At 69.1% G+C, this 26,308-nt stretch carries 17 protein-coding genes; 9 read left to right on the forward strand and 8 right to left on the reverse strand.

The genetic code is table 11. From position 1 onward, the window contains the following. The first annotated feature begins 90 nt into the window (after positions 1–90). A complete protein-coding gene (gene fabG / locus EO174_RS20630; RefSeq protein WP_126942942.1) occupies positions 91–828 on the forward strand; it encodes a 3-oxoacyl-ACP reductase FabG in 738 nt (245 codons plus the stop codon). A 375-nt stretch (positions 829–1,203) separates the two neighbouring features. Here fabG and EO174_RS20640 read toward each other — a convergent pair whose 3' ends face one another. From EO174_RS20640 to EO174_RS20655, 4 genes are read right to left on the reverse strand one after another with little or no spacing between them, the layout of a single operon-like run. Continuing rightward, positions 1,204–2,826, reverse strand: coding sequence for an NAD(P)/FAD-dependent oxidoreductase (locus EO174_RS20640; RefSeq protein ID WP_126947122.1), 1,623 nt, complete (start codon positions 2,824–2,826; stop codon positions 1,204–1,206). Then, positions 2,823–3,644: a glycosyltransferase family 2 protein gene (locus tag EO174_RS20645; protein ID WP_126947125.1), complete on the reverse strand. Its 822-nt coding sequence runs from the start codon at positions 3,642–3,644 to the stop codon at positions 2,823–2,825. The genes EO174_RS20640 and EO174_RS20645 overlap by 4 nt, the downstream gene beginning before the upstream one ends. Further along, positions 3,641–4,414 (reverse strand): beta-ketoacyl synthase chain length factor, encoded by a 774-nt coding sequence (locus EO174_RS20650; RefSeq protein WP_126947128.1) that lies wholly within the window; start codon positions 4,412–4,414, stop codon positions 3,641–3,643. The genes EO174_RS20645 and EO174_RS20650 overlap by 4 nt, the downstream gene beginning before the upstream one ends. Beyond that, positions 4,414–5,610, reverse strand: coding sequence for a beta-ketoacyl-[acyl-carrier-protein] synthase family protein (locus EO174_RS20655; protein WP_126947131.1), 1,197 nt, complete (start codon positions 5,608–5,610; stop codon positions 4,414–4,416). The genes EO174_RS20650 and EO174_RS20655 overlap by 1 nt, the downstream gene beginning before the upstream one ends. Positions 5,611–5,827: 217 nt before the next feature. Between EO174_RS20655 and EO174_RS20660 the strand changes: the two genes are divergently transcribed. The 5 genes from EO174_RS20660 (at position 5,828) to zwf (ending at position 13,488) form a co-directional block, all read left to right on the forward strand. Further along, positions 5,828–6,088: a YcgL domain-containing protein gene (locus EO174_RS20660; RefSeq protein ID WP_104585241.1), complete on the forward strand. Its 261-nt coding sequence runs from the start codon at positions 5,828–5,830 to the stop codon at positions 6,086–6,088. Then, a complete protein-coding gene (locus tag EO174_RS20665) occupies positions 6,081–9,410 on the forward strand; it encodes an ankyrin repeat domain-containing protein (protein ID WP_126947134.1) in 3,330 nt (1,109 codons plus the stop codon). The genes EO174_RS20660 and EO174_RS20665 overlap by 8 nt, the downstream gene beginning before the upstream one ends. 26 nt (positions 9,411–9,436) lie before the next feature. After that, positions 9,437–9,766 (forward strand): phosphotyrosine protein phosphatase, encoded by a 330-nt coding sequence (locus tag EO174_RS20670; RefSeq protein ID WP_104585219.1) that lies wholly within the window; start codon positions 9,437–9,439, stop codon positions 9,764–9,766. A 63-nt stretch (positions 9,767–9,829) separates the two neighbouring features. Then, entirely contained in the window at positions 9,830–11,629 is a 1,800-nt protein-coding gene (locus EO174_RS20675) for a glycoside hydrolase family 15 protein (protein ID WP_119129842.1), read from the forward strand. Then, the gene (gene zwf / locus EO174_RS20680; RefSeq protein WP_164740285.1) at positions 11,626–13,488 is read left to right on the forward strand and encodes a glucose-6-phosphate dehydrogenase; all 1,863 of its coding nucleotides are present in this window, start codon (positions 11,626–11,628) and stop codon (positions 13,486–13,488) included. The genes EO174_RS20675 and zwf overlap by 4 nt, the downstream gene beginning before the upstream one ends. A 322-nt stretch (positions 13,489–13,810) precedes the next feature. On the opposite strand, the gene EO174_RS20685 is transcribed toward zwf, so the two are convergent. Next, on the reverse strand, positions 13,811–15,622 hold the full coding sequence (locus EO174_RS20685; RefSeq protein WP_104650313.1) for a monovalent cation:proton antiporter-2 (CPA2) family protein: 1,812 nt from the start codon (positions 15,620–15,622) through the stop codon (positions 13,811–13,813). Positions 15,623–16,121: 499 nt separating this feature from the next. Here EO174_RS20685 and mgtE point away from each other — a divergent pair, with 499 nt between their 5' ends. Then, complete coding sequence (gene mgtE / locus EO174_RS20695; RefSeq protein ID WP_126947143.1) at positions 16,122–17,489, forward strand: magnesium transporter; 1,368 nt, start codon at positions 16,122–16,124, stop codon at positions 17,487–17,489. Positions 17,490–17,697: 208 nt separating this feature from the next. Here mgtE and EO174_RS20700 read toward each other — a convergent pair whose 3' ends face one another. From EO174_RS20700 to EO174_RS20710, 3 genes are all read right to left on the reverse strand, one after another. Next, entirely contained in the window at positions 17,698–20,037 is a 2,340-nt protein-coding gene (locus tag EO174_RS20700; RefSeq protein ID WP_126947146.1) for a TonB-dependent hemoglobin/transferrin/lactoferrin family receptor, read from the reverse strand. Positions 20,038–20,179: 142 nt separating this feature from the next. After that, positions 20,180–21,079, reverse strand: a complete 900-nt coding sequence (locus EO174_RS20705) for an EF-hand domain-containing protein (RefSeq protein ID WP_126947149.1) — start codon at positions 21,077–21,079, stop codon at positions 20,180–20,182. 140 nt (positions 21,080–21,219) lie between these two features. Next, positions 21,220–22,005 (reverse strand): DUF4198 domain-containing protein, encoded by a 786-nt coding sequence (locus tag EO174_RS20710; RefSeq protein ID WP_115678061.1) that lies wholly within the window; start codon positions 22,003–22,005, stop codon positions 21,220–21,222. Positions 22,006–22,203: 198 nt separating this feature from the next. Between EO174_RS20710 and EO174_RS20715 the strand changes: the two genes are divergently transcribed. Next, positions 22,204–24,912: a bifunctional acetate--CoA ligase family protein/GNAT family N-acetyltransferase gene (locus tag EO174_RS20715; protein WP_104584156.1), complete on the forward strand. Its 2,709-nt coding sequence runs from the start codon at positions 22,204–22,206 to the stop codon at positions 24,910–24,912. A 105-nt stretch (positions 24,913–25,017) separates the two neighbouring features. Next, positions 25,018–26,058: a DUF475 domain-containing protein gene (locus tag EO174_RS20720; RefSeq protein ID WP_104534912.1), complete on the forward strand. Its 1,041-nt coding sequence runs from the start codon at positions 25,018–25,020 to the stop codon at positions 26,056–26,058. The last annotated feature ends 250 nt before the right edge of the window (positions 26,059–26,308 follow it).

The raw sequence follows: 26,308 nt of genomic DNA on the forward strand, positions 1-26,308 counted from the left end.
CGATGCGGGCGGTCTATTCCTGCACTTGCTGCCAGTCGTTAGGATGAGGCTCTTTCCGCCGTCATTTCTGCGGCTTCCATCGAGGCGTCCATGAGCACATCCATTCCACAGCGCCGCGCGCTGGTCACCGGCGGCAGCGGCGATCTCGGTGGTGCGATCAGCCGTCACCTGGCGGCGCAGGGTCGCCATGTGATCGTGCACGCCAATCGCAATCTCGCCCGCGCCGACGCCGTGGTCGCAGCGATCGTGGCCGACGGCGGCAGTGCCCAGGCGGTGGCGTTCGATGTGGCCGATGCGCAGGCCAGTGCAGCGGCGCTGGCAAGCCTGCTGGAGGTTGGCCCGATCCAGATCGTGGTCAACAATGCCGGCATCCACGACGATGCGCCGATGGCCGGCATGAACGCCGAACAGTGGCATCGGGTCATCGACGTGTCGTTGCACGGGTTCTTCAACGTCACCCAGCCGTTGCTGCTGCCGATGGCGCGTACGCGCTGGGGCCGTATCGTCAGCGTGTCGTCGGTGGCGGCAGTGCTGGGCAACCGCGGACAGACCAACTACGCCGCGGCCAAGGCCGCCTTGCACGGCGCCAGCAAATCGCTGTCACGCGAGATGGCCAGCCGCGGCATTGCCGTCAACGTGGTCGCGCCGGGCGTGATCGAAAGCGAGATGGTCGGCGAAAGCTTCGCGCCGGAGGTGATCAAGCAACTGGTGCCGGCCGGCCGCGTCGGCAAGCCCGACGAAGTGGCCGCATTGGTTGCGTTCCTGTGTTCGGAGTCAGCTGGCTATATCAACGGCCAGGTCATCGGCATCAATGGCGGCATGGGCTGAGAGCCGCTGATAGAACGACGATGCCTCCCCCCCAGGTAGGCGCGGCTAGTGTGGTTCCCATCAGCGCACGACCAGGTTGGCAGGTGCGGTGTCCTCGCCGCTGTGAGTTTGCTGCAGGGCCCTTGCCCGCCCACCATCGCGGGACACGCCGTGAATCCGTCCATGGAGGCTCTTACGCGGCATCCATGCCGCGTAAGGTCCCGCGACGGTGGGCGGGCAAGGACCAGGCGAGATGGGTGGTGTGCCTGTGCAAGCAATGCACCTCGCGTGGCCGTTCGATGCGTTGCGGTTTGATCGGCGTCTTCCGATCCGGCATTTGAATCAAGTTGGCGCGGATCCAGAAAAAACGCGCCGTCGCCGGCACGGTCTTCAAGCTTACGCTGCGTCGGCGTACCAGGCGGCGGTGAGGATGGGTTCGCCGACGGCGTTGGCGGTCAAGGCGTCCAATCCATGGTCCGGCAGTCCGGCATGGCGCTGACGCGCCTTGTGCAGGATCTCGCGCGCCAGCACCGCCATCTGCGCGACGTTGCGGTGGATGCGCGCGGCAAAGGCATCGTCGTCGAGGGTGTCGTGCAAGGCGCCGTTGAGTTCGTTGAACCAGCCGATCAGGTATTGATCGAGCAGGCGCCCATCGTCGCTGGCCAGGCCTAGTGCAGTGTTGTGCTGGCCCCAGTCGTGCAGCACGCGCTGCATCGCCAGATTCATGTCGCGCGCGTAGAAAAAATCCGCCTTCATGCGCGAGAGCAGGCTGAGGTCGGCGATCCGTCCGCTGCAGAACAGCGGCGCCAGCAGCGACCAATAGTAGGTGTAATCCCAGATCACCTTGACCGGCATCACCTGCGCATCGCCGAACAGGGCGTACTGATCCTGATACAGGGTCAGGGTGTTTTCGTAGAACGAGAAATACAGCTGCTGATACAGCTCGACATACGGGCTGAGCGATCTGCCGGCGCGGTCGCGGCCGATCAGTTCGCAGATGTAGGTATTGGAAATTGCGATGAAGTCGCTGCCGGGCGAATAGAACGGGTCCAGGAACAACCCCGCTTCGCCGGTCAGCGCCCAGCGCTGCGGCGAGAACACCTGCGTGCAGCCATAGGAGAAGTTGCGCAGGAACAGGAAGTCCTGCAGCCGGTAGTCGGCCTTGTCGAGCGTGGCGGCGACCTGCGGCTGATGCGTGCGCAGCCAGGTCATCGCCTTGTCGTGGGTGTTCATCGTCTCCAGCGGATGCATCGACGCATCGCAGACGATGCCCAGCGAATGCGCGCCGGAGGAGAGCGGAATCAACCAGAACCAGTAGCCCGGCCCGCACATGTGGTTGGTCGAGCGCCAGCGATCCGGCGGCGTGCAGCGCTGCAGCCAGCTGCTGTCCTGCGACCAGCCATTGGGGTCGATCAGGCCTTCCACGCGCCACCACACTGCATTGGCATCGTGCGCGTTGTCCTGCGCCAGGCCGAGCTTGCGCTTGAGCAGGCCGGCGCGGCCGCTGGCATCCACCACCCAGCGTGCGCGCAGCGTGCCGGCCTCGCCTGCGCGCTCGTAGCGCACGGCGTGGTCGGCATCGTCATCGGCCAGGTCCACGCCCTTGACGCTGCAGCCGTCGACAAATGTGATGCCCTGCGCGCGGGCGCGCTCGCCGAGGAAATTCTCGAAGCGGCCGCGGTCGATCTGCCACGACGGCGTCGGCAGGATCTGGCTGACGCCCAGCTCGGTGCAGCGGTCGATGTCCTGGCGCCTGTCGGAAAAGAAGAAGCGGAAACCGAACTTGCGGATCTGCTCGGTCTCCAGGTGCTCGCGCAGGCCCAGCACGTCGGCGAAATAATGCGCGCCGATTTCCACCGTGGATTCGCCAACCTTGAACGCGGCCTCGCGCACCGGATGCGCACGGCGCTCCAGCACGGTGATCGCCAGTTCGGGGTCGCGCTGGCGCAGCTGCAGCGCCAGGCTCAGGCCGGCCAGGCCACCACCGGTGATAACGACATCGGCACGCTGTGCATTCATGGGGATGGCTTGTTGGTGGTGACCGCAGGCACAGTAGCAAATTCGCCGTCGGCGTCGTCGATCAGCACCGGGTTGGCGCGCACGCGGCGGTACTCGCGCCAGATATGCCCGTAGCTCCAGGCCTGCACGACCACGTGCGAGGTGATTTCCCACAGATCGCGTACCAGGCGGAAATGGCTCTTGCGGAACGCGCCCGGCGAGGTGCCGGCGTAGCGGGTTTCGATCGGCACCGCGACCACGCGCGCGCCGGCCTGGCGTGCGGCGGAAATCAGCAGCTGCGCTTCGAACACGAAGCCTTCGCCGGGCACGTCGGGCAGGGTGAACACCGAGGCCGGATACAGGCGCTGGCCGCTCTGGCTGTCGACCAGCTGGAAGCCGCAGGCCCAGGCGATGCCCCAGTCGCCGAAATCGTTGCCGATGCGGCGGATGGTGGGCTGCGTGGCGCGCTTGCGCATGCGGGCGCCGACGATGACGCAGCCGGGGTGGCGGTTGGCCGCCGCCAACAGGCGCGGGAAATCGGCGGCCTTGTGCTGGCCGTCGCCGTCCATGGTCATCACCGCGCGCATGCCCATCCGCTGCGCCTGCGCAAACCCGCTGCGCAACGCGGCGCCCTTGCCCTTGCGCTGCGGATGCCGGATCAGGGTGATCGGCAGGTCGGCGATGCAGTCGGCGGTGCCGTCATCGGAGCCGTCGTCGATCACGATCACGTTCGAGCAATAGGTCAGCGCATCGTTGACCACTTCGCGGATGCGCAGCGACTCGTTCAGGGCCGGCACCAGGATCGCGGTGTCCTCGCGGGTCAGCGGCTGCCGGCTCACTGCTGGACCTCCAGCTGCAACACCCGGCCCGGGCCGGCGTACAGCGCCACGCGCTCGCCGCCAGCGGCGAGCAGGTCGAACAACGGCAGCATCGGCGCCATCGCATTGCCGGCGACCTGCCGCGACAACGGGCCCTCGCCCGGTGTTGGCGTGCCGTCGTCCAGCCACGCCCGCAGCTGCGGCTTGCCGGCTTGGCCGGGGGCGCCCAGCACCAGCGCGCCGCCGAGCAACCCCTGGCTGGGTGCGACCCGGCCCAGCGGCCCGACCGAGCGGGCGTCGTAGCCGGCCAGCAGCACCGCGTCCAAGCCGGCGGCGCGTTGGACCAGCGCCTCCAGCAGGCCCTGCGCGAAGCTGCCCAGGCTGGCGCTGATCGCCGTGGCCGGGGTCATCGCCCCGGCGCCGATGGTCCAGTAGCCGGCCGCGGCGTTGTGCACCGAGTTGTGGAACTTGGTCGGCGAGATCGCCAACGGGTCGCTGGCCAGCGTGGTGCACATGTAGTCGGAAATGGCCAGATCGCCATAGGTGGAGGTAAAGATCGACGGCAGGCTGGCCGGCGCGCGGCCGGCGGCGTGACAGGCGGCCAGCGCCGCTTCCAGCGAGACCGCCACCGTGTCCGGTGCGCGGCGGCGCTCGTTGGCGGCCAGCAGCTGCGGCGCCGGACGTGTCCCGGTGTCCTGCAGCGTGCCGTCACGGACGAAGGCCGCCGCGGCGTCCCAGCTCGGCAGGCCCTGGGTCCAGAAGCCGATTCCCTCGATGGTGGCAGCCAGCATCAGCGGGCCCGCCCGAACAGCAGCGAACAGTTGTTGCCGCCAAAGCCGAAGGAGTTGTTCATGGCGTAATCGATCTTGGAATGGGCATTGTCGAAACGGATCTGCGGGCCGCAGGCCGGGTCGGGCACGGCGCTGTTGAGCGTGCCCGGCAGCACGCCGTCGCGCAGCGCCAGCAGCGCGATCACCGATTCGACGATGCCGGCCGCGCCCAGGGTGTGGCCGGTCCAGGCCTTGGTCGAACTGGCGTGCAGGGTGGCGGGGAAGATCGCCGCCACCGCGGCCGCCTCCACGCTGTCGTTGGCCGGGGTGGCGGTGCCGTGCAGGTTCAGATAGCCCACCGCATCGGCGTCCAGGCCGGCGCGATCGAGCGCATCGCGCATCGCCAGCTGCGCGCCCAGGCCCTGCGGATGCGGGGCGGACATATGGTGCGCATCGCTGGATTCGCCATAGCCGTACAGCCACAGGGTGGCGTGCGGTGCGGCAGCGGTGCGTTCGAGCAGGGCAAAGCCGCCGGCCTCGCCCAGGCTCAGGCCGACCCGGCGCGCATCGAACGGCTGGCACAGCTCCGGCGCCACCACCTGCAGCGAGTTGAAGCCGAACAGCACGCTGCCGCACAAGGTATCCACGCCGCCGACCAGGGCGGCATCCACCACCCCGGCATCGATCAGGCGCGCGGCCTGGGCGAACACCTTGGCGCTGGACGAACAGGCGGTGGCCACGGTCACGCTGGGGCCGCGCAGGCCGGTGGCGTGCTGCACGAAGTCGCCCAGCGAGTGCGGGGTATGCACGATCGGGCGATCCAGATCGTCGGGGAAGCGTGCGCCGTCGGCGTCTTCGACCAGGCGCGTATAGGCCTCCTCGCTGGCACCGATGCTGGAGGTGGAGGTGCCGATGATCACCGCCACGCGCTCGGCGCCGTAGCGCTGCGCGGCGGCCTGCACGGCCTCGGCCATGCCGTCCTGCTGCAGGGCCAGCCAGGCCAGGCGATTGTTGCGGCAGTCCCAGCCTTGCAGGGGGTGCGGCAGGACGACGTCTTCCAAGTCCTCCACGCGGCCGATCCAGCAGGGCAGCGGCTGCGGGCCGAAATCGTTGCGACGCATGCCGCTGCGGCGAGCGGTCAGGGCGGCAGCCTGGGCATCGAGCCCGGCGCCGAGCGCGGTGGTGGAGGTAAAGGCGGTGACGGCGACCGGGGCCATCTGGGACGGATGCTGCGCTTGGCTCACGGTGGTCTGCTGGCAAAAAGTGGGCTCAGTATATCGATGGCGGGTCTGCCTCCCGTCGATGGCGCAACTGAACGTGCCGGTCATGTCGCTGACGGGGCAGGACTTTTCGCGTGCTGCCGCGCTTTCGCCATCGGCGCAATTGGGACACAATCCTGCGACACACTTGCCGATCGAGCGCGACCACGCGCGCATGCACGCCTACGTCTATAAAAGCCAACGCAAGCAGGACACCTTCGTCTATCTCGCCACGCGCGACGACTTCTCCGGTCTTCCCGCCGCCGTGCACGCGCAGCTGGCGCCGTTCGCGTTCGTGCTGGAGGTGGCGTTGACGCCCGAGCGCCGCCTGGCGCAGGCCGACGTGGCCACGGTGCGCGACGCACTCGGCAAGCATGGCTTCTATCTGCAGCTGCCCAAGACGGTGGTGCTGGCGGGCGAGTGCGACTATGACTGAGGCCGCACGGGCCGCACGGGCCGCACGCGTGCGGGCCGCAGCGCTGGCCGGGGCGGCCGGCGTGGCGTTGTCGTTGCTGGGCGGCATCGGCGGCGGCGTTGCCGCGGTGGCGCTGTGGCTGGCACAGCCGGCGTTCGCGCTGGCGGTGTCGTGGGCGCGCGGTACCCGCGCATTGCCCAGCCCGCCGCGCGCGGTTGCGCAGGCCCTGCCGCCGCTGCTGACGGTCTGGGGCGTGGACCTGCTGGCGCTGGCCGCCCTGATCAGCTGGCCGCTGACCGCCCTGCGCGACAGCGGCAGCCTGGCTGCCGCGTTGGCCCTGAGTGTGGCGGTCAGCGCTGCGCTGCTCGGGCTGTGGCGGACCTGGCCGCTGTGGGGCGAGGTCGAGCGCGATGGCGGCGCCCTGGCCCCGCGCTGGCATGCGCTGGCGACGCAGGAGTTGCACGCCTGGCGCGGCCTGCTCGCCGCTGCCCTGGTGCTGGCGATGTGCACGCTGGTGGTGGCGCTGGCCTGGCCGGGCTGGCTGTCGAGCAGCTTGCGCTGGAGTCTGGCGATCGCCGCCAGCGTGCTGCTGCCGGCCGCCCATCTGCTGTTGCAACGCACCGCCGCGCCGGGACGCAGCGACGCCCCGGCGGCCTTGCAGGCGGCCGATTTCTTTTCCGAAGCGGCGGCCGAGCCGCGTCCGCTGGAGCCGGTGGCCCAGCATCAACTGGTGCCCGAGCTGTTCGAGGCCGCGCGCAGCGGACGCGTGGACCGCGCGCTGCAGTTGCTCGACGCCGGCGCCGACCCGCAGGCGATGCCGCTGCCGGAATGGCGCGACCAACGCAGCCTGCCCGCGCTGGCCGCGGTGCTGCCGGACCTGCGCCTGCTGCGCGAGCTGATCGTGCGCCGTGTCGACGTCAACCAGCCGCATCGCGGCATGACGCCGTTGCTGGCCGCCACGCGCGACAGCTGGCACGGTCGCCCGGACGCGGTGATGACGCTGCTGGCCAACGGCGCGGACCCGCGCGCCAGCGACAACGACGGCAATACGCCGCTGCATCATGCGGTGCGCAGTTCCGACCCGGGCGTGGCCGCGCTGCTGCGCGATGCCGCCGCCGAGCTCGACGCGCTCAACCACGATGGTCACTCGCCGCTGGCGATGGCCTGCCAGGTCGGCAACTGGCGGCTGGCCAAGTTCCTGCTGGAACGCGGCGCCCACTCCGAACCGGACGGCGGCGCGCCGGTGCTGCTGGCAGCGGCCGGCACCGAGGAGGACGACCCGGCCGGCGTGCAACTGCTGCTCAAGCACAAGGCGCGTGTGGATGCGCGCGACCGCCAACGCCGCAGTGCCCTGCACGAAGCCGCACTGGCCGGGCACGGCGACATCGTCGAGGCGCTGCTGGCGGCCGGCGCCAATCTGGAAGCGCGCGATCTGCTCGGCCGCACGCCGTGGCTGGATGCGGCGCGGCAGGCACGGAGCGGCGTGCTCGAACGCCTGGTCGCACGCAAGGCCGATGTGCTGGCCGTCGATGGCGAGGGCCGCAACGCGGTGATGCTGGCCTGCGCCGCCGACAACGTGTCGCCAGCCCTGATCCGGCGCCTGCTCGACCTGCAGGTGCCGGCCGACAGCGCTGATGCGCACGGCCGGCGCGCGGTGGATGTGGCCGCCGAAGCCGGGCGCTGGGCGATCGTGCAATTGCTCGACCCCGCCTATCCGTTGCCGGCGGCGGTCAGCGATGCGCACGGCGAGACCCCCGGCGTGGCGCTGCTGCCCGACCGGCCGCCCCTGGTGCTGTTGCGCGAAGGCCTGCAGTTCGGTCAACGCGACGGCCTGGTCGCGCTGGCCCGCCTGTGCGGCCCGGAAGAACTTGGCAGCCTGCTGCACGACGCGCATCTGGCCTTGAACGCCGATGCGGTGGACTGGCTGCTGCGCCATGGGGCCGATGCCGAAGTGCGCGATGCCTGCGGCGACGTGCCGATGTTTGCACTGCTCTCGCGGGGCGTGGAGGCGGTGCCGGCACTGCAGGCGCTGCTGCGCCATGGCGTCTCGCCCGCCGGTGCGGGCGGGCTGACGCGGCTGCTCAGTGCCTGCGTGCAGCACGATGCGGCATCGCGCGGGCTGGAACAGTTCGCGCTGGAATTGCTCGAACGCGGCGCCGACCCGTTCGCCGCATCGGCGGCCGGCGATCCGCCGTTGTCGCTGGCGGTGCGGCTGGGCTGGCTGCGCCTGCAGCAGTGGTTGCTGGAACACGGCGTGGACCGCGAGGCGCGTGACAGCCACGGCATGACCGCGCTGCACCTGGCCACCGCGCTGGGCCGCGAGGCATCGCTGAAATTGCTGGTCAAGCAGGGCGCCTCACCGGAAGCGCGCGCTGCCGACGGGCAGACCCCATTGGGCGTGGCGCTGTCGATCGGCCGCCGCGACCTGGCCGACTGGCTGGACTGGCGCATCTGGTCGCTGCCGCACCGCAGCCTGCGCGAGGCGGATGTACCGGCGGCCGCGATTGTCGGCGACACCGATGCGGTGCGTCGCCTGATCGATCTCGGCCTGCCGGTCGACGCCGTCGATGCGCAGGGCTGCACCGCGCTGCTGCGTGCGGCCGGTGGCGGCCATCTCGGCGTGGTGGCGCATCTGCTCGGTCGCGGCGCCGATCCGCAACGCGCAGCCAATAGCGGCGCCACGCCGTTGTCGGCGGCGGTGAGCATGCGCCAGACCGAGATCGTGGCCGCGTTGCTGCAGGCCGGCGCGCAGATCGAGCACCGCCTGCCCGGCGGCGTCACCGTGCTGATGCTGGCCTGCGCGCTGGGCCTGCCGGATATCGTGGCGCGCCTGCTCACCGCGGCGGCCGACGTGCACGCCAACGACGACCAGGGCCTGGCGCCGCTGCATTGCGCCGCGCTGTACGGCTTCACCGCGCGCGACAAGAGCCGCCTGCTGGCCCTGCTGGATACCTTGCTGCTGGCCGGCGCCGACCCGGAGTACCTGGCCGGTGGCCGGGTCAGCCCCCTGCTGCTGTTGCTGGGCGCGCGCGCCGAACCGGGCACCGCCTGCGACGAGCAGGTGGTGCTGGCCGGCGTGGAACGCCTGCTCGACGAAGACGTCTCGCTGGACGTGGCCGATCAGCGCGGTTTCGGCCCGCTGCACCTGGCCGCACTGCACGGTTTGCCGCTGCTGGTGCAGCGCCTGCTGCGGGCCGGCGCCGATGCCGACCGCCGCGACGCGCTCAACCGCACCCCGCGCGAGATCGCGATCATGCGCGGCTTCATCGATGTGGCCGGCCAGTTCGAGCCCGCCTTGCCGGGTGTGTCCTCGATGGCGCGCTTCCTGCGCGAAGGCCGCTGAGCCAGCGCGGCGGGGCACCGCTGCGGGTGCTGTTCGTGTGCAGCCGCAACCGGCTGCGCAGCCCCACCGCCGAGCGCGTGTTCGCCGACTGGCCGGGCGTGCAGACGCAATCGGCCGGGCTGGCCGCCGATGCGGATGTGCAGCTCACCCCGGAGCTGTTGCACGAGGCGCAGCTGGTGCTGGTGATGGAGCGTCGCCATCTGCAGCTGTTGCGCAAACGCTTTGCCGCGCATCTGCGCCATTGCCGGGTGGCCTGTCTGCAGATTCCCGACGACTACGCCTACATGGACCCGGCACTGATCCGTCGCCTGGAACACACGGTGCCACCATTGCTGCGTCTGCCGGCGTTCTCGTAACCTGATCCCGACACTGCGCGTGCAAGACTGGGCCTTCACTCGCACGAAGGAAGCGCCTCTACGATGAGCGTGCGTATCGAGGACCATGCCATGCTGGGCAATTGCCACAGCGCGGCCCTGGTCGACCACCGTGGCACCATCGACTGGCTGTGTCTGCCACGTTTCGATTCCGACGCGTTTTTCGCATCCCTGCTGGGCGATGAGCAGCACGGGCAATGGGCGTTGTCGCCGGCCGGCGACTTTCGCAGTGAACGTGCCTATGAAGACGACAGCCTGGTGTTGTGCACGCGCATGCACACCGACACCGGCACGGTGGAACTGGTCGACTTCATGGTCGCCAGCGAGGAAGGCGACGGCCACCAGCACCTGGTGCGGATCGTGCGTTGCGTGCAGGGCGAGGTGCCGATGCACATGCGCCTGACCTTCCGCTTCAACTACGGCCGCACCGTGCCCTGGGTGACGCGTATCGATGGCGGCATCCGTGCCATCGCCGGGCCCGACCAGCTCGCCCTGCGCTCGCCACAGGCGCTGCATGGCGAGGACATGGGCACCGAAGCCGACTTCACGCTGCGCCAGGGCCAGAGCACCTGGTTTCTGCTGAGCCATGGCCTGTCGCATCAGCCCACGCCGACGGCGATCGATCCGGAACAGGCGCTGCAGCGCACGGCCGCGTTCTGGCACGGTTGGGCGCGTCGCTGTACCGATGTCGGCCCCTGGACCGAGCAGGTGCGTCGCTCGCTGGTGGTGTTGAAAGGGCTCAGCTATCTGCCCACTGGCGGCATCGTCGCTGCGCCGACGGCCTCGTTGCCCGAGCATCTGGGCGGCACCCGCAACTGGGATTACCGCTACTGCTGGCTGCGCGATTCGGTGTTCACGCTGATCGCCCTGCTGCAGGCCGGGTATCGCGACGAGGCAGAGGCCTTCCGCGATTGGGTACAGCGTGCCATTGCCGGGTCGCCGGACCAGTTGCAGGCGCTCTACGGCATCGCCGGCGAGCGCCGGCTGCAGGAATGGGAAGCGCACTGGCTGCCCGGCCATGAAAACTCCAGCCCGGTGCGTATCGGCAACGGGGCGGTGGATCAGTTCCAGCTCGACGTCTACGGCGAGTTGATCGGCGCGTTCCACTACGCGCGCGAAAAGGGCGTGGCACCGCTGTCCGACGCCGATGGCTCGTCGGCATCGTTGCTGGAAAAAGTGCTGGAGACGCTGGAAACGCTGTGGCGGCTGCCCGACGAAGGCATCTGGGAGATCCGCGACGAGCGCCGTCATTTCGTGCATTCCAAGGTGATGGCCTGGCTGGCCTTCGATTGCGGCGCGCGCGATGGCATCACCAATGCCGATGCGGCCAAGCGCGCGCACTGGGGCCGCATCGCCGAGCAAATCCGCGCAGAAGTGCTGGAGAAGGGCGTGCACCCGGACGGGCATTTCGTGCAGAGCTATGGTTCCGACCGTCTGGACGCGTCGCTGTTGCTGATTCCGATCGTCGGGTTCCTGCCGGCCGAGGATCCGCGCATCGCGGCCACCGCCGATGCCATCGCACGCGACCTGACCATCGATGGATTGGTCGAACGCTATCGCGCCGACGACAGCGCCGACGGGCTGCCGGCCGGCGAGGGCACCTTTCTTGCCTGCAGCTTCTGGCTGGTGGAAAACTATGCATTGCTCGGGCGCACCGAGCAGGCACGCATGCTGCTCGAACGTCTGCTCGGGCTGTGCAACGACGTGGGCCTGCTTGCCGAAGAGTACGACCCGCGCAGCAAACGCATGCTTGGCAACTTCCCGCAAGGGTATTCCCACGTGGCTCTGGTCAATGCGGCATTGCGCCTGCACGGACGCATGGGCGAAAAGGAAACACATCCATGAACGAACAAGCCACAACCCCGCCGTGCATCATCGTGGTGTTTGGTGCACGCGGTGACCTGACCAAGCGCCTGGTGATGCCGGCGCTGTACAACCTGCGGCGCTCCGGCGCGCTGGGCGAGCAGTTCGCCATCGTCGGCATGGATCATGGTGATATCAGCGAGCGCTCGTGGCGCACGATGATGGGCCAGTCGATGACCGAGCTGCTCAGCAGCCGCGATGCCGAATTCCAGACCGACGAGTTCGATACCGACACCTGGGAGTGGCTGCGCGAGCGCATGCATTATCTGCGCGGCGATTTCACCGACCTGGGCGCCTATCAAACCCTGGGTGGCGCGCTGGAGAAACTGCACAAACGCTATGGCACCCAGGGCAATGTGCTGTTTTACCTGGCCACCGCCGCGCGCTTCTTCGAGCCGGTACTGCTCAACCTGGGCGAAGCCGGGCTGGTCAGGCAACGCGAGGGCGAGGGCTGGCGTCGGGTGATCGTGGAAAAGCCCTTCGGACACGATCTGCCCAGCGCCGTCGCGCTCAATGCCACCGTCGCCAAGGTGCTGCACGAGGATCAGGTGTTCCGCATCGACCACTTCCTCGGCAAGGAAACCGTGCAGAACATCCTGGCGTTCCGTTTCGCCAATGGCCTGTTCGAGCCGGTGTGGAACCGCGACCGCATCGATCATGTGCAGATCACCGCCGCCGAAACCATCGGGGTGGAGGGGCGCGGACGCTTCTATGATCCCACCGGCTGCCTGCGCGACATGGTGCCCAATCACCTGTTCCAGTTGCTGGCGATGATTGCGATGGAGCCGCCGGCCGCGTTCACCACCGAGGCGATGCATCGCCGCCGCGCCGAAGTGATCGAAGCAGTGCGCCCGATCAAGCCCGAAGACGTGGTGCGCGGCCAGTACGCCTCCGGCGCAGTCAACCGCAGCGCCGTGCCGGGGTATCGCGAAGAAGACACGGTGCCGGACGATTCGGAAACCGAAACCTATGTGGCGATGAAGCTGCAGGTCGACACCTGGCGCTGGGCCGGCGTGCCGTTCTACCTGCGCACCGGCAAGCGCCTGCGTGAGCGCACCACCGAGATCGCGATCCGCTTCAAGCCGGCGCCGCTGGCGCCGTTCCGCAGCACCGAAGTGGGCGGCTACGGCCCCGACTGGCTGGTGCTGCACATCCAGCCCGACGAAGGCATCTCGCTGCAGTTCGACGTCAAGCGCCCCGGCGCGCAGGTCAGCCTGGCACCGGTGCGCATGGACTTCCGCTACCGCGACTGGTTCCCCAAGGAATACACGGTGGGCTACGAGCGCCTGCTGCAGGACTGCATGAACGGCGAGGCCGGCCTGTTCCAGGACGCGGCCATGGTGGAAGGTGCCTGGCGCATCGTGCAGCCGATCCTGGATGCCTGGAAACAACCGCCCAGCGACTTCCCCAATTACGCCGCCGGCAGCGCCGGCCCCTCGGCCGCCGATGCCTTGCTGGCCATGAATGGTGGACACGCCTGGCGCGCGCTCACCCCGGGCCGCAAGCCACCGCCGCGCCGCGCACCGGACGCACGTGGCAGCGCCACCACGCCGGTCAAGAAAGCCACCGGGAAGACGGTCAAGAAGGTTGCCAAGGCACCGGCCAGGAAGATCACCAAGGCGGCAGCCGAAAAGGTCACCAAGGCGCCAGCCAATCGCGCATCTGCGGCTGCAGCAAGACCATTGCAGGATGCGGCTACGTCGCCGGGCAGCGCGGCAAAGAAAGCCGTGAGCAAACGCGCAACCGGCAAGGTCGCAAAGACCGCCGGCAAGACCGCGGCAGGCAAGCGCGCAGCGAAGAAGTCGACCAGCAAGACTGCGGCGCGCACGCCACGCCGCTGAGGGATGCGAGCGGCATACAGCCGCCGCAGCTCCACGTAGGAGCGTGCCCGCGCGCGACGGGCTTTATCGGTAACGCCCGGGTCGCGCGCAGGCACGCTCCTACGAACAGGGCAGCGATTGTGGGTGGTTGGTGCAGGTTCGCCATCCGCATCGGCTTAGGACTTGGACGCGATCGAATGCTCGCGTGCAGGTCGTCTTCAAGCATCGACTGCGCAGCTAACGCTGACGAAAGATGCACCACATCCGCGTAGGAGCGTGCCCGCGCGCGACGAGGCGTTATCGGTAAAGCCCCGTCGCGCGCGGGCACGCTCCTACGAAGGGCTCAGCGATCGAGCGTGGTGGGTGCAGGCTCGCCGTCCACATCGGCCTTGACGTCGGCTTCGAACAGATGCATCAGGTCCGCGCGTGCATCGCGCGAGGTCTGGATCACCTTGGCTTCGTCGTCATAGACCAGGTGCTGGCGATGCAACAACTCTTCGTCGTGCTGGCGGAACCGTTTGACGTGCTCCTTGGCCACCGCCTCGCCCAGCCCGAGCGAGGTCAGCACGCGTTCGCTCAGTTCCAGGCTGGAGGCGAATACCTCGCGGAACGGTTCGGCGCCCAGGTCCATCAGCTTCCAGGCATGCTGGCGATTGCGTGCACGTGCCAGCACCGTGGCCTGCGGGTACAGGCGGCGGATCAGCCGCACCGCCTTGATGTTGGTTTCCGGGTCGTCCACCGCGATCACGAACACCTTGATGCGGTCGGCACCGGCGGCGCGCAGCAGTTCCGGGCGGGTGGGGTCGCCGTAGTACAACTGGCTGCCGAAGCGGCGCAAGTCCTCCACGGTGTCCGGATTGTGTTCCAGCGCCACGAACGGCACATGCCGCGCGGTGAGCAGGCGCGCCACGACCTGGCCGAAGCGGCCCATGCCGGCGACCAGCACCTTGGGCGTCTGCGCATCGATGGCGTCGAACGGGCGATCGGACGTGGGCGCATGCAGCCGCAGCGGCCCGTTGAGGATGCGCTGCATGCCGAGCAGCAATAGTGGCGTCAGCGCCATCGAGACACCGACAATGGCCACCAGCCGGTCGTGGTTGGCGCGCTCCAGCAAGCCGACGCGATCGGCCTCGTTGAACACCACAAAGGCGAACTCGCCGCCCAGCCACAACACGCTGCCCAGCATCAGGCTGCTGCGCAGCGGCAGTCTGGCCACGCTGCCGATCCCGACCAGCAGCGAGAACTTCACCACCAGCAGGATCGCCACGCCGCTGGCGATCAGCCACGGCTCGGCGACCACCCGGTTCAGGTCGATGCCCATGCCGACCGAGATGAAAAACAGTCCCAGCAGCAAACCTTCGAACGGCTCGATCTGCGATTCGAGCTCGTGGCGGAATTCCGAATCGGCCAGCAGCACGCCTGCCAGAAACGCGCCCAGGCTGGCGCTCAATCCGGCTTCCTGCATGATCCAGGCGGTGCCCAGCACCACCAGCAAGGCGCTGGCGGTGAACACTTCCGGCATGCGCGTGCGTGCCACCATGTTGAACAGATAGCGCAGCACGAAGCGCCCGCAAAGGATCACCAGCGCCAGCGCCGCCACCGCCTTGGCCACGTCCTGCCATTCCAGGGTGGCGTTCTTGCTGCCGCCCAGCAGCGGAATCGCCGCCAGCAGCGGAATGGCGATCAGGTCCTGGAACAGCAGGATGGCAAATGCCAGGCGCCCGTAGTCGCTATTGAGCGCCTTGCGTTCGGCCAGCAGCTGCAGGCCCACCGCGGTGGACGACAACGCCAGCGCCACGCCGACGATCAACGCGCTTTTCCAGCCCAGGTTGCCGAGCATCAGCAGGCCGCCCAGGATCAGCGTGGTCACCACCACCTGGGTGGCGCCGGCACCGAACACCGAATGCCGCATCACCTTCAAACGTGCCGGCGACAGTTCCAGGCCGATCACGAACAACAGCATCACCACGCCGATCTCGGCCGCGCCGCTGATGCGCTCGGCATCCTGCACCACGCCCACGCCGTCGGGGCCGAGCACCACACCGGCGACCAGGTAGGCCAGCACCGCGCCCAGGCCGAAGCGTTTGAACACCGGCACCGCCACGATGGCGGCCAGCATCAGCACCAGAGCCAGTTCCAGACCACCGCTATGCATGCGCACTCTCCGTTGAGAGGTGCATTATGCCGCCCGCGGCGGCCTGTCTGCCCGGATCAGCGTGTCCTGCCTGCAACACGGCGGGCGATCGCCGCCAGCGGGCGCCGGCATCGCCATCGAACGCCGGGGCAGCCTAGGGCGCGACGCACGCGCCCTGTTCCGGCGGCGGCCCGATGGCTGCTCGCCACTGTGGATCTGCCGCAGGGCGCGCGTGCGGCGTCCGCTGCCCGGCGGCCCGATCGCGCCTTTCAAGCCATGCCGTGCACCGGCGGCTGGACGCGCGCTGAGCGCCGCCCACGCAGGGCATTGACCACGCCAGCCCAGGCGCGCAGACTGCGCCGCGCCGCCGCCCGGATCACCGGTCGGTACGCACTCTCGGAGCCCTCTCTCATGTCCAGCGACAGTCACCCTAGACCCAGGTCGATGACCCAGTTGGCGCGCGCCTGAGGCTTCAGGTTCGCCGGCTGTCATCGACGACGGTCGTCACCAGGCGAACCCCATGTACAACGAAACCCTGCGCCTTGCCCAAGGCGTCGATGCCTTGATCGCACCCATGGCCGATTTCAATACGGCCGATGCGGTGGAATACCTCAACACCCTCGACCGCGACGATGCCGCCCATGTGCTGGCCGCGCTGCCGCCGCCGCGTGCGGTGAAGGTGCTCGAACAACCCGAGCTGCACGCCGCCAGCGCCCTGGTCGCGCAACTGCCGGCCGAGCAGGCCGCCTCCCTGCTCGGGCAGATGGCCGACGACCGCGCCACCGACATCTTCCATGGCCTGGATGCCGAGCAGCGCCAGGGGTTGCTGTGGCTGCTTAGTGCCGAGGCGCGGCTGTCGATCCAGGCCTTGATGCGCTACCCGCCCAATACCGCCGGCGCGCTGATGACCACCGAGTTCGTGGCGGTGCCGGCCGACTGGACCGTGGGCCGCACCCTGCAGCACATCCGCGAGGTGGAGCGCAGCCGCGAGACGGTCTATGCGATCTACCTGCTCGACCCGCACACCCGCGTGCTGACCCAGGTGGTCACCATGCGCCGGCTGATCACCGGCGCGCCGGATGCGCCGATCCTGGAGGTGGCACAGGTCAACCCGCCGGTCACGGTGGACCCGGCGCTGGACCAGGAAGAAGTCGCCCGGCTGATCCGCCGCCACGACCTGCTGGCGATCCCGGTGGTGGATGCGCACGGCCATGTGCTGGGCATCGTCACCGTGGACGATGTGCTGGACGCGCTGATCGCCGAATCCACCGAGGACGTGCACAAGTTCGGCGGCATGGAGGCGCTGGACAAGCCCTACATGCAGATCGGCTTCGGCCAGATGATCAAGAAGCGCGCCGGTTGGCTGAGCGTGCTGTTCCTGGGCGAAATGCTCACCGCCAGCGCGATGCAGCACTTCGAGGACGAGTTGTCCAAGGCGGTGGTGCTGACCCTGTTCATTCCGTTGATCATGAGCTCGGGCGGCAACTCCGGCTCGCAGGCCACCTCGCTGCTGATCCGCTCGCTGGCACTGCGCGAACTGCGCCTGGGCGACTGGTGGAAGGTGGCCCTGCGCGAACTGCCCACCGGGCTCACCCTGGGCGCCATCCTGGGCATCCTGGCGATCGTGCGCATCACCCTCTGGCAGACCGCCGGCCTGTACGACTACGGCCCGCACTGGCAGATGGTGGCGCTGACCATCGGTGCGGCGCTGATCGGCATCGTCACCTTCGGCTCGCTGTCCGGCTCGATGCTGCCGTTCGTGCTGCAACGGCTCGGCTTCGACCCGGCCAGTGCCTCGGCGCCGTTCGTGGCGACCCTGGTGGACGTCACCGGCCTGGTGATCTACTTCAGCATTGCCGCCGCGATCCTCAGCGGCACCTTGTTGTAGCGCCGCGGGCAGTGCGCGGGGCGCGAACAATTGCGCCCCGCCATGCTCCGGTCGAGAAGCCGCACGCATTGCGGCACCTCGCCCGGTCGTTGACGCTGCGTCTCGGCACTCGGCACAACGCGGCCGGTGCCGGGCCAGGCCGTACCGGTGGTCCAGCCTGCCTCGCTGCACGGCCCACCGTGCAGCGAGGCGCAGCGGCGATCGCGCCTCAGAAGGTCACATACAGCGTGGCGCGCAGGTTGCGGCCCGGTTCGCTGTAGCGGCCGATGCCGTCATCGGTGGCATAGCCGTACAGATAGAAATCGCCACGGGTGACATTGCGGATGCGCGCCCACTGGTAGTAACGCTCGTCGAACAGGTTGTAGACGCCGAGATTGACGCGCACGTGCGCGTTGAAACGGTAGCTGCCGAACAGGTCGACCACGCTATAGGCATCGCTGAGGAACGGCTCGGCCGCAGCGCCGAAGATGTCGTTCTCGACGTTGACGTCCTTGGCTTTCTTGGCCAGCGCATGGGTGATGTTGGCGGTGACACGCAGGCGCTCGTCCAGGCCCTGCCAGCTCAGGCCGAGCACGCCGCGATCCGGATTGATGCTGTCCAGCGGGCGGCCATCTTCCAGCTCGCCCTGGTTGTGGGTCCATGCCGCGCGCAGCAGCCAGGCATCGCCGAGCCTGAATTGCGCATCCAGTTCCACGCCCTTGACCTCGACCTGGCCGACATTGCGCAGCGTGGTGTAGGCGTAGCCGTTGCGCGTGGTGCACACGCCGCGGGTACAGGTCTGGTAGAGCGTGCCGGCATCGGTGGTGACGGTCTCGCTCTGGATGAAGTCGTCGTAGCGGTCGCGGAACACCGACAGGCCCACGCGCGCCCAGTCGCTCTCCCAGCGCCAGCCCAGTTCCAGGTTGAGGCTGCGCTCGGCCTCCAGTGCGGGATTGGCGGCCACGGTGGGCACGTTGACGGTGGCGCCGGTGTCCACCCGGGTCAGCGCGGTGATGCTGGTCGGGGCGTACATCTCGGCCGTGGTCGGGGCACGGAAGCCGCGCCCGGCCTGGAACCACAGCGTCTGCTGCGGGGTGAAGGCGTAGCTGATGCCGGCCTGCCAGGTGGGCGAGGAGAACGTCACCTCGCGCACCGTGCCGGTGCTGTCGACGAAGGTGGGCGACAGCGTCGGCGCGTAGCGATAGTGGTCGTAGCGCGCACCCAGGGTCAGCTGCAGGCGGTCGTCGAGCAGGCCGATGCGATCGCGCAGGTAGACGTTCCAGCTGTCGGCATCGGTCTTGGGCACCTGCGCCGGGTCGATGGTGGCGGTGTCCAGCGTGCCGGCATTGTTCCAGCGGTAGTCGATCGCGCTGTAGTCGATGCTGCGGCGCTGCCAGGCCGCCCCGTACAGCAGCGCCTGCGACCAGCCGTTGCCATGCAGCTGCTTGTCGAAGTCGACCGCGATGCGGTCCAGGGTCTGCTCGGTGTCGCGATCTTCGGCCCGGCGGCACGGCAGCGCCACCGTGCAGCGCGTGGTGGCGGCGGTGGCCGGCGTGCTCGAGCTGCCGCTCTGGGTCAGGATGCGGGTGGTGCCACGGCTGTCGGTCTGCTGGCGGTCCAGCTGCGCCTGCAGGGTGTCGAACAGGGCGTTGTCGGCGTTCCAGAGGTAGCGCAGGCCGTAGCGGTCACGGTCGTTGCTGTCGTCGCCGATGCGTTCGGCGTAGCTGGGCGCGCTGACGCGGCTGAGATTGTCGACCCGGTTCTGCGCGCGGTTGCGCTCGTACACCACGCCGAAGCGGTGCTGTGCGTTCGGCACCACGTCGAGTTTGGCCAGCACGTTGTCGCTTTCGTTGTCGATCGGGTCGGGCGTGCGCCGCGCGCTGCCGGTGTCGATCCCGGTGCTGGAATACCAGCCCTCGGACTCGTGGCCCTCGCGGCGGGTGTAGCTCAGCATCGATTCGACGATGCCGCTGCGGTTGGCGACGGTAAGGTTGCCCAGCCATTGGTCGTTGTGGCCGGTGTAGCCGGTCTTGAGGCCGACATGGCTGTCGTTGCCCTGGGCCTTGAGGTAGTCGTAGGGATCCTTGGTGGTGAATACCACCGCACCACCGAGCGCGCCGCTGCCGGCACTGATGGAATCGGCGCCCTTGACGATGTCCACCCGCTTGAGCGAATCGACGTCCACGCCGCCGCGGCCGGCGCGGAAGAACTCGTAGTCGCGCGCGGTCTCCACGCCCTCGGCCATCGACAGGCCGTCGATGGTCATCGCCACCCGGTCGCCTTCCAGGCCGCGGATGTTGAAGCCGTTCTCGCCGAAGCGGCCCATGTCGGCGATGCTCACGCCGGGGATGTAGCGCACCAGGTCCTCCATGCTCTCGGCCTGTTCCTGCTGCAGTTGCGCGGTGTCGAGGGTGGTGACGTTCTGGTTGCCGGAGGCGCGCTTGTCGCGCGCGGCCTTTACCTCGACCGGGTCGAAGGTGGTGGCGTCGGCCGGTGCCTGTTCGGCATGCAGCGGGAAGGCCAGGCCGGTGGCGATCGCCAGGGCCAGCAGGGTCGGTGTCGAGGTCATCGTGGAGTCCACAGTCAGGAAGAGGAAGGAGCGCCGGACGGCGCGGACCTGGCTGCAAGCGGCAGAACACCGCAGTCGCGTAGCTGGGTGGGCCCGCCAGCGGCGGGCCAGGGGGCGCGGGCGCCAGGGCCCGCGCGGCAGATCAGTCGGCCCGGGCCGGCGTGGTGGCCGGCGCGGTCGCAGGCACCGGCGGCGGCAGCGCCGCATCGCTGGCATCGACCACGCCGTCGTGGTTGCGGTCGACGCGGGCGAAGGTGCGCAGCCCCGACGCCTGATATTCGGCGAAGGTCATGCGCTGGTTCTTGTCGGTGTCGAGTACCTTGAAACGCACATGCACCTGGCGGTCGTCGGCCTGCTCGAGCGCGGTGAGGCGGCGGTTGAGGCGGTCTTCGAATTCCACCCGGTACTCGTCCGGCGACAGCGCCGCGTTGCGGTCGCCGTCGGCGCTGGCGAACTGCGCCGCGCGCAGGCCGGTGTATTCCTTGCGGCCCACCTTGCCGTCGCCGTTCTCGTCGTACAGCGCCAGGAAGCCCTCGGCCGACTGGCTGTCGGGCATGCCGGGGCGGCCGCCGTCGCGATCGAAGGCCTGTGTCCTGTCGCCAGGGCGCGCCTTGGCCGCCGCCGTCAGCGCCGCCTGGCCGCGCGCCCAGTCCTGCGCACTGGCGGCGTCGAATTCGGCGCGCGACACCTGCCCGTCGCCATCGGCATCGAGTGCGGCAAAGCGCTGCCTGCCGTGCGCGGCCTGCGCGCTGCGTTCCTGCTCCAGCGCCTGCTGGCGACGCTGGCGGAATTCGGCCACGTATTCGTCCTCGTCGACGCTGCCGTCGTGGTTGCGGTCGGTGGCGTCGAAGCGGGCGCGGCGAAAGGCGGCGAAGTCGGCGGCGGTGATGCGGCCGTCGCGGTCGTCGTCATGCTGGGTGATGAAGGCCTGCACGTTGTTGCCGTGACCGCCGAGCAGCGGGCGCGGCCCGGACTGGGCGAGTGCGGTTGCGGGAAGCAGCAGCGCGCACAGGCACGCGCCGGCCAGGGAGCCAGTGTTCATGGATTGCCTCTTGAGGGGGGAAACGGTGGCGGGCCGTGGCGCTGGCTGGGCCTGCGGGCGTGTCGGTACGCCGGGCGGAGACACCGCGCTGGCGAAGTCGGGCCAGTGGGCAATGCAACCGCCGCAGCGGTTGCGCGGCGCTACGGCTCCAGCACCTGGAAGGTGAGCGTGGTGCTGTTGCTGTACTCGCGCACCGGGGCGTCGGCCGGGGCCGGGGTGCGGTGGCGGGACAGCGCCAGCCAGGTGCCGGCGCGGTCAAGCTTCATCGTGGCGCGGCCGGCCGCGTCGGTGGTCAGGCTGACCAGCGTCGGGCTGCGGTCGGAAGTCCAGACCGCCTCGCTGATGTCCACGGTCTGCCCGGCCAGCGGCACGCCGTCGTACTGCACCGTAAAGACGAAGCGCTCGCCGACATACAGGTCGTTGGGATGGGAGACCGGCACCAGTTCCAGGCCACGGTTGCGCGGCGCCAGCGCGGTGCGATCGGGCTTGCCGATGCTCAGATAGGTGTCGGCCAGGGTGCGCGACTGGAAGCTGGCGAGCAGCGTGGCGCCCTTGGGCATGGGTACGTTCGGATCGCGCACGGTCTGCCGTTTGCCATCCAGCTCCCAGGTGCGGAATTGCGCGCCCACGCGCAGGCCGGTGCTGACCCGGTAGGTTCCGGGCTGCTTGCCCAGGGTGTGTTCGACCACGGTGCGGGTGTCGAGCGCCTGCACCCGGGCCGGCGCGACATCGCGGCCGTCGGGCCCGGTGATGCGGAAGTGGCTCTGGTCGAAGGCCGCCTCCGGGACGAAGAAGGTCTCGGCGAAGGCCGCGTCCAGGGTCACCGTCTGGCCCGGTTGGGGCGTGAAGGTGTTGGGTGCCAGGTAAGGGGTGTGCGCAGAGGCGGAGGCAGCGAGCAGCAGCGCCGACAAGGTCAGCAGTTTCATGGGGGGCCCTGTTCCGAGTGGGTCGCTGGCGGCAGGGCGCGGGGCGGCGCAGGAAGCTGGCTGACCACACGATATTAACGAAAATGCGAATCGTTCACAACAATAACAGGCGCTGCGTCGCGCTTCTCCAGCGCGGGATCGATGACGTGCGCTCGGGCCGACGTGTACCGTGTCCGCTTTCCCCGCCGTCTCTTCGCCATGAGTACCTACCACCTGCAGCAGGTCTTTCGTCCCACCACCGTGGCGGTGGTCGGCGGCAGCCCGCGCGATCGCTCGGCCGGGCGGGCGGTGGTGCGCAATCTGCGCGCGGCCGGGTTTCCCGGGCAGATCGGCTGGGTGAGCCCGCGCTATACCGAGATCGACGGCGTGCGCACGGTGGCGCGGCTGACCGATCTGCCGTGGGTGCCGGACCTGGTGGTGATCACCGCGCCGGCGCGCATCGTGCCGCGCATCGTCTCCATCGCCGCGCGGCGCGGGGTGGCTGCGGCGATCATCCTCACCGCCGGGCTGGGCAGCGGCCCCGGCTCGCCGGCCGCGCGGATGGAAGCGGCCGCGCGCGCCAAGGGCATGCGCATCCTCGGCCCGCACTGCCTGGGCGTGATCGCCCCGCATGCGCGGCTCAATGCCAGCATCGCCGCGCATTGCCCGCAGGCCGGCGACCTGGCATTGATCTCCGAATCCAGCGCGATTGCCGCCGCGCTGGTGGAATGGGGCGTGGCGCGCTCGGTGGGGTTCTCGGCGGTGGTGTCGCTGGGCGACACGCTGGATGTGGATTTTGGCGACCTGCTCGACTACTTCGCCACCGACTACCGCACCCGCGCGATCCTGCTGTACGTCGAACGCATCGGCGATGCGCGCAAGTTCATGTCGGCCGCCCGCGCCGCCGCGCGCGCCAAGCCGGTGGTGGTGGTCAAGTCGGGCCGCCAGTTCCGCATCAATCCCAATGCCGATACGCATGCGCAGGCGCTGGCCGGCTCGGATGCGGTGTATGGCGCCGCATTCGCGCGTGCCGGCCTGTTGCGGGTGGGCGCGCTGGACGAATTGTTTGCCGCCGCCGAGACGCTGGGCCGGCTCGGCAGTTTTCCCGGCCGGCGGCTGGCCATCCTCAGCAATGGCGGCGGGGTGGGGCAGCTGGCGGTGGACCAGCTGGTGCTGCGCGGCGGCACCCTGGCCGAGCTGTCGGCCAAGACGCTGGAGCGGCTGGATCAGTCGTTGCCGCAAGGCTGGTCGCGCAGCAACCCGGTGGACATCATCGTCGATGCCGACGGGCCGCGGTATGCCGCGGCGATCGAAGCCTTGCTGGACGACCCGGAGAACGACGCGCTGCTGGTGGTCAACGTGCCGACCGCGTTCACCTCCTCGGCCGATGCGGCCAAGGCGCTGACCCGCGCGCTGGACCAACGCAACCGCTACCAGCGCGAAAAGCCGGTGTTCGCGGTATGGCTGGGCCAGGACGATGCGGCGATTGCCGCGCTCAACGCCGCGCGCGTGCCCACCTATGCGACCGAATCGGACGCGGTGCGCGGCTTCACCCACCTGGTGCGCTATCGCGAGGCGCAGGCGGCGTTGATGGAGACCCCGCCCAGCCTGCCGGAAGATTTCGTGGTGGATGCGGCCATCGCCCGCACCGTGGTCGACGACGCCCTGGCGGCCGGCCGGCGCTGGCTGGACCCGGTCGCCACCAACCGCCTGCTGGCCGCCTACGGCATCCCGATCGTGCCGCTGCAGGTGGCCGCCACCGCCAACGAGGCCGCCTTGCTGGCCGACCCGCTGTTGGCCGTCGGCCGCACGGTGACCTTGAAGGTGCTGTCCAGCGACATCGCGCACAAGTCCGATGTGGATGGCGTGCGCCTGAACCTGTCCAGCGTGGCGGCGGTGCGCGAGGCGGCGGCCGGCATCCTGGCACGGGCGCGCGCCGCGCTGCCGGATGCGGTGATCGAGGGGGTGATCGTGCAACCCACCGTGCTGCGGCCGAAGGCGCGTGAACTGATCGCCGGCATCGCCGACGACCCGGTGTTCGGCCCGGCCATCGTGTTCGGCCGTGGCGGCACCGCGGTGGAAGTGATCAACGACCGCGAGCTGGCGTTGCCGCCGCTGGACCTGCGCCTGGCCCACGAGCTGATCGGGCGCACGCGGGTCTCGCGCATCCTCAAGGCCTACCGCGACGTGCCGGCGGCCGACGAGCGCGCGGTGGCGCTGGTGCTGGTCAAGCTGGCGCAGCTGGCCGCCGACATCCCGGAAATCACCGAGCTGGACATCAACCCGTTGCTGGCCGACCGCGATGGCGTGATCGCGCTGGACGCGCGCGTGGCGGTGGCGCCGGCGCGCAAGCTGCACAAGGGCCGCGGCCATCCGCGCTTTGCGATCTTCCCGTACCCGAAGGAGTGGGAGCGCCAGATCGGGCTGGGCGACGGCACGCATGCGCTGGTGCGTCCGGTGCGCCCGGAGGACGACGCCTTGTTCCGCGCGTTCTTCGCGCGGGTCACCGACGAAGACCTGCGGCTGCGCTTCTTCCAGTCGGTCAAGCATTTCAGCCACGAATTCATCGCCCGGCTGACCCAGCTCGATTACGCGCGCTCGATCGCGCTGGTGGCCATCGACCCCAAGACCGGCGACATGCTCGGCGCGGTGCGGCTGCATGCCGACGCCGACTACGAGCGTGGCGAGTACGGCATCCTGATCCGCTCCGACCTCAAGGGCCACGGCATCGGCTGGCAGCTGATGCGCATCATGATCGAGTACGCGCGCTGGCTGGGCCTGAAGCAGATCGAAGGCCAGGTGCTGCGCGAGAACCGCACCATGCTGGCGATGTGCCAAAGCCTGGGCTTCGGGGTACGCCCGGATCCGGACGATGCAACCCTGATGGCGGTGACACTCCCTATAATGGGCGAGCCACGCCCGGCCTGACCTTGGGTCACGCCGCGGTCCCCCCTCCTCACCGCATGCCGGATCTGCCGGGCCCCGCCCCGGCCCGTTGCTCCGGCTGTCGTCTTGGCCCGCCTGGGAGTGTCAATGTTTCGCGATTTCAGAATGTCGTTCTTGGTCACAGCGATCTGCCTGGGCCTGGCTGCCTGGTGGGGTCATACCTCCGCGATGGGCATCTGGCAGGCCCTGTGGCTATGCCTGGTGCTGAGCGTGCTGGAGGTGTCGTTGTCGTTCGACAACGCGGTGGTCAACGCCGGCGTGCTCAAGCACATGAATGCGTTCTGGCAGAAGCTGTTCCTCACCGTCGGCATCCTGATCGCGGTGTTCGGCATGCGCCTGGTGTTCCCGATCGTGATCGTGTCGGTGGCCACCGGCATGGGCCTGGTGCCGGTGATGCAGATGGCGCTGAAGGAGCCGGACCGCTACAGCCAGGTGCTGACCGACAACTACCCGTCCATCGCCGCCTTCGGCGGCATGTTCCTGCTGCTGGTGTTCCTGAACTTCCTGTTCGACCAGGAGCGCAAGCTGCACTGGCTCGGCCCGGTGGAGCGGCTGGTCGGCAAGCTGGGCAAGGCCGATGCGATGTCGGTGATCGTGGCAGTGTCGGTCTTGCTGGGCACCAAGCTGTTCCTGCCCGACGCCATCTTCCAGAGCGTGCTGTTCGCCGGCCTGGGCGGCATCCTGCTGTACCTGCTGGTCGGCAGCGTGGACGCGCTGTTCGAGGCCGAAGAGGGCGAGGACGGCATGGGCCCGGCCAAGCGCTCTGGCATTGCCGCCTTCCTGTACCTGGAAGTGCTGGACGCCTCGTTCTCGTTCGACGGGGTGATCGGCGCGTTCGCGATCACCCGCGATGTGGTCATCATCATGCTGGGCCTGGCGATCGGCGCGATGTTCGTGCGCTCGATGACGGTCTACCTGGTGCACAAGGGCACCCTGGACGAGTTCGTGTTCCTGGAGCACGGCGCCCATTACGCGATCGGCGTGCTGGCGATCATCATGCTGGTCGGCACCGTGTACCACGTACCGGAGGTGCTGACCGGCCTGATCGGCGTGGCCTTCATCGCCGCCTCGGTGTGGTCCTCGATCCGCTACCGCAAGCGCCACCACATCGGCCCGACCGAGATCTGATCCCGCGCATTGGCCGCGCTAAAGGCGTCAGGCGGTTCACTTGAGAGCGGCTCGCAAAGCGTCTTCGCGGTCATCGGGTGGACGCTGCTGACGGACGGACGGGCGCCGTTAGGTCTGTGGCTTGGCTGCAAGGCCCTTGCCCGCCCACCCTCGCGGGACACGCCGCGAGTACGTCCCTGTAGGCTCTGGCGCGGCATCCATGCCGCTCAAGGTCCCGCGACGGTGAGCGGGCAAGGACCAGTCGAGACGC

Source organism: Xanthomonas sp. BRIP62418 (assembly GCF_003993495.1).
GTDB classification, from domain to species: domain Bacteria; phylum Pseudomonadota; class Gammaproteobacteria; order Xanthomonadales; family Xanthomonadaceae; genus Xanthomonas; species Xanthomonas euroxanthea.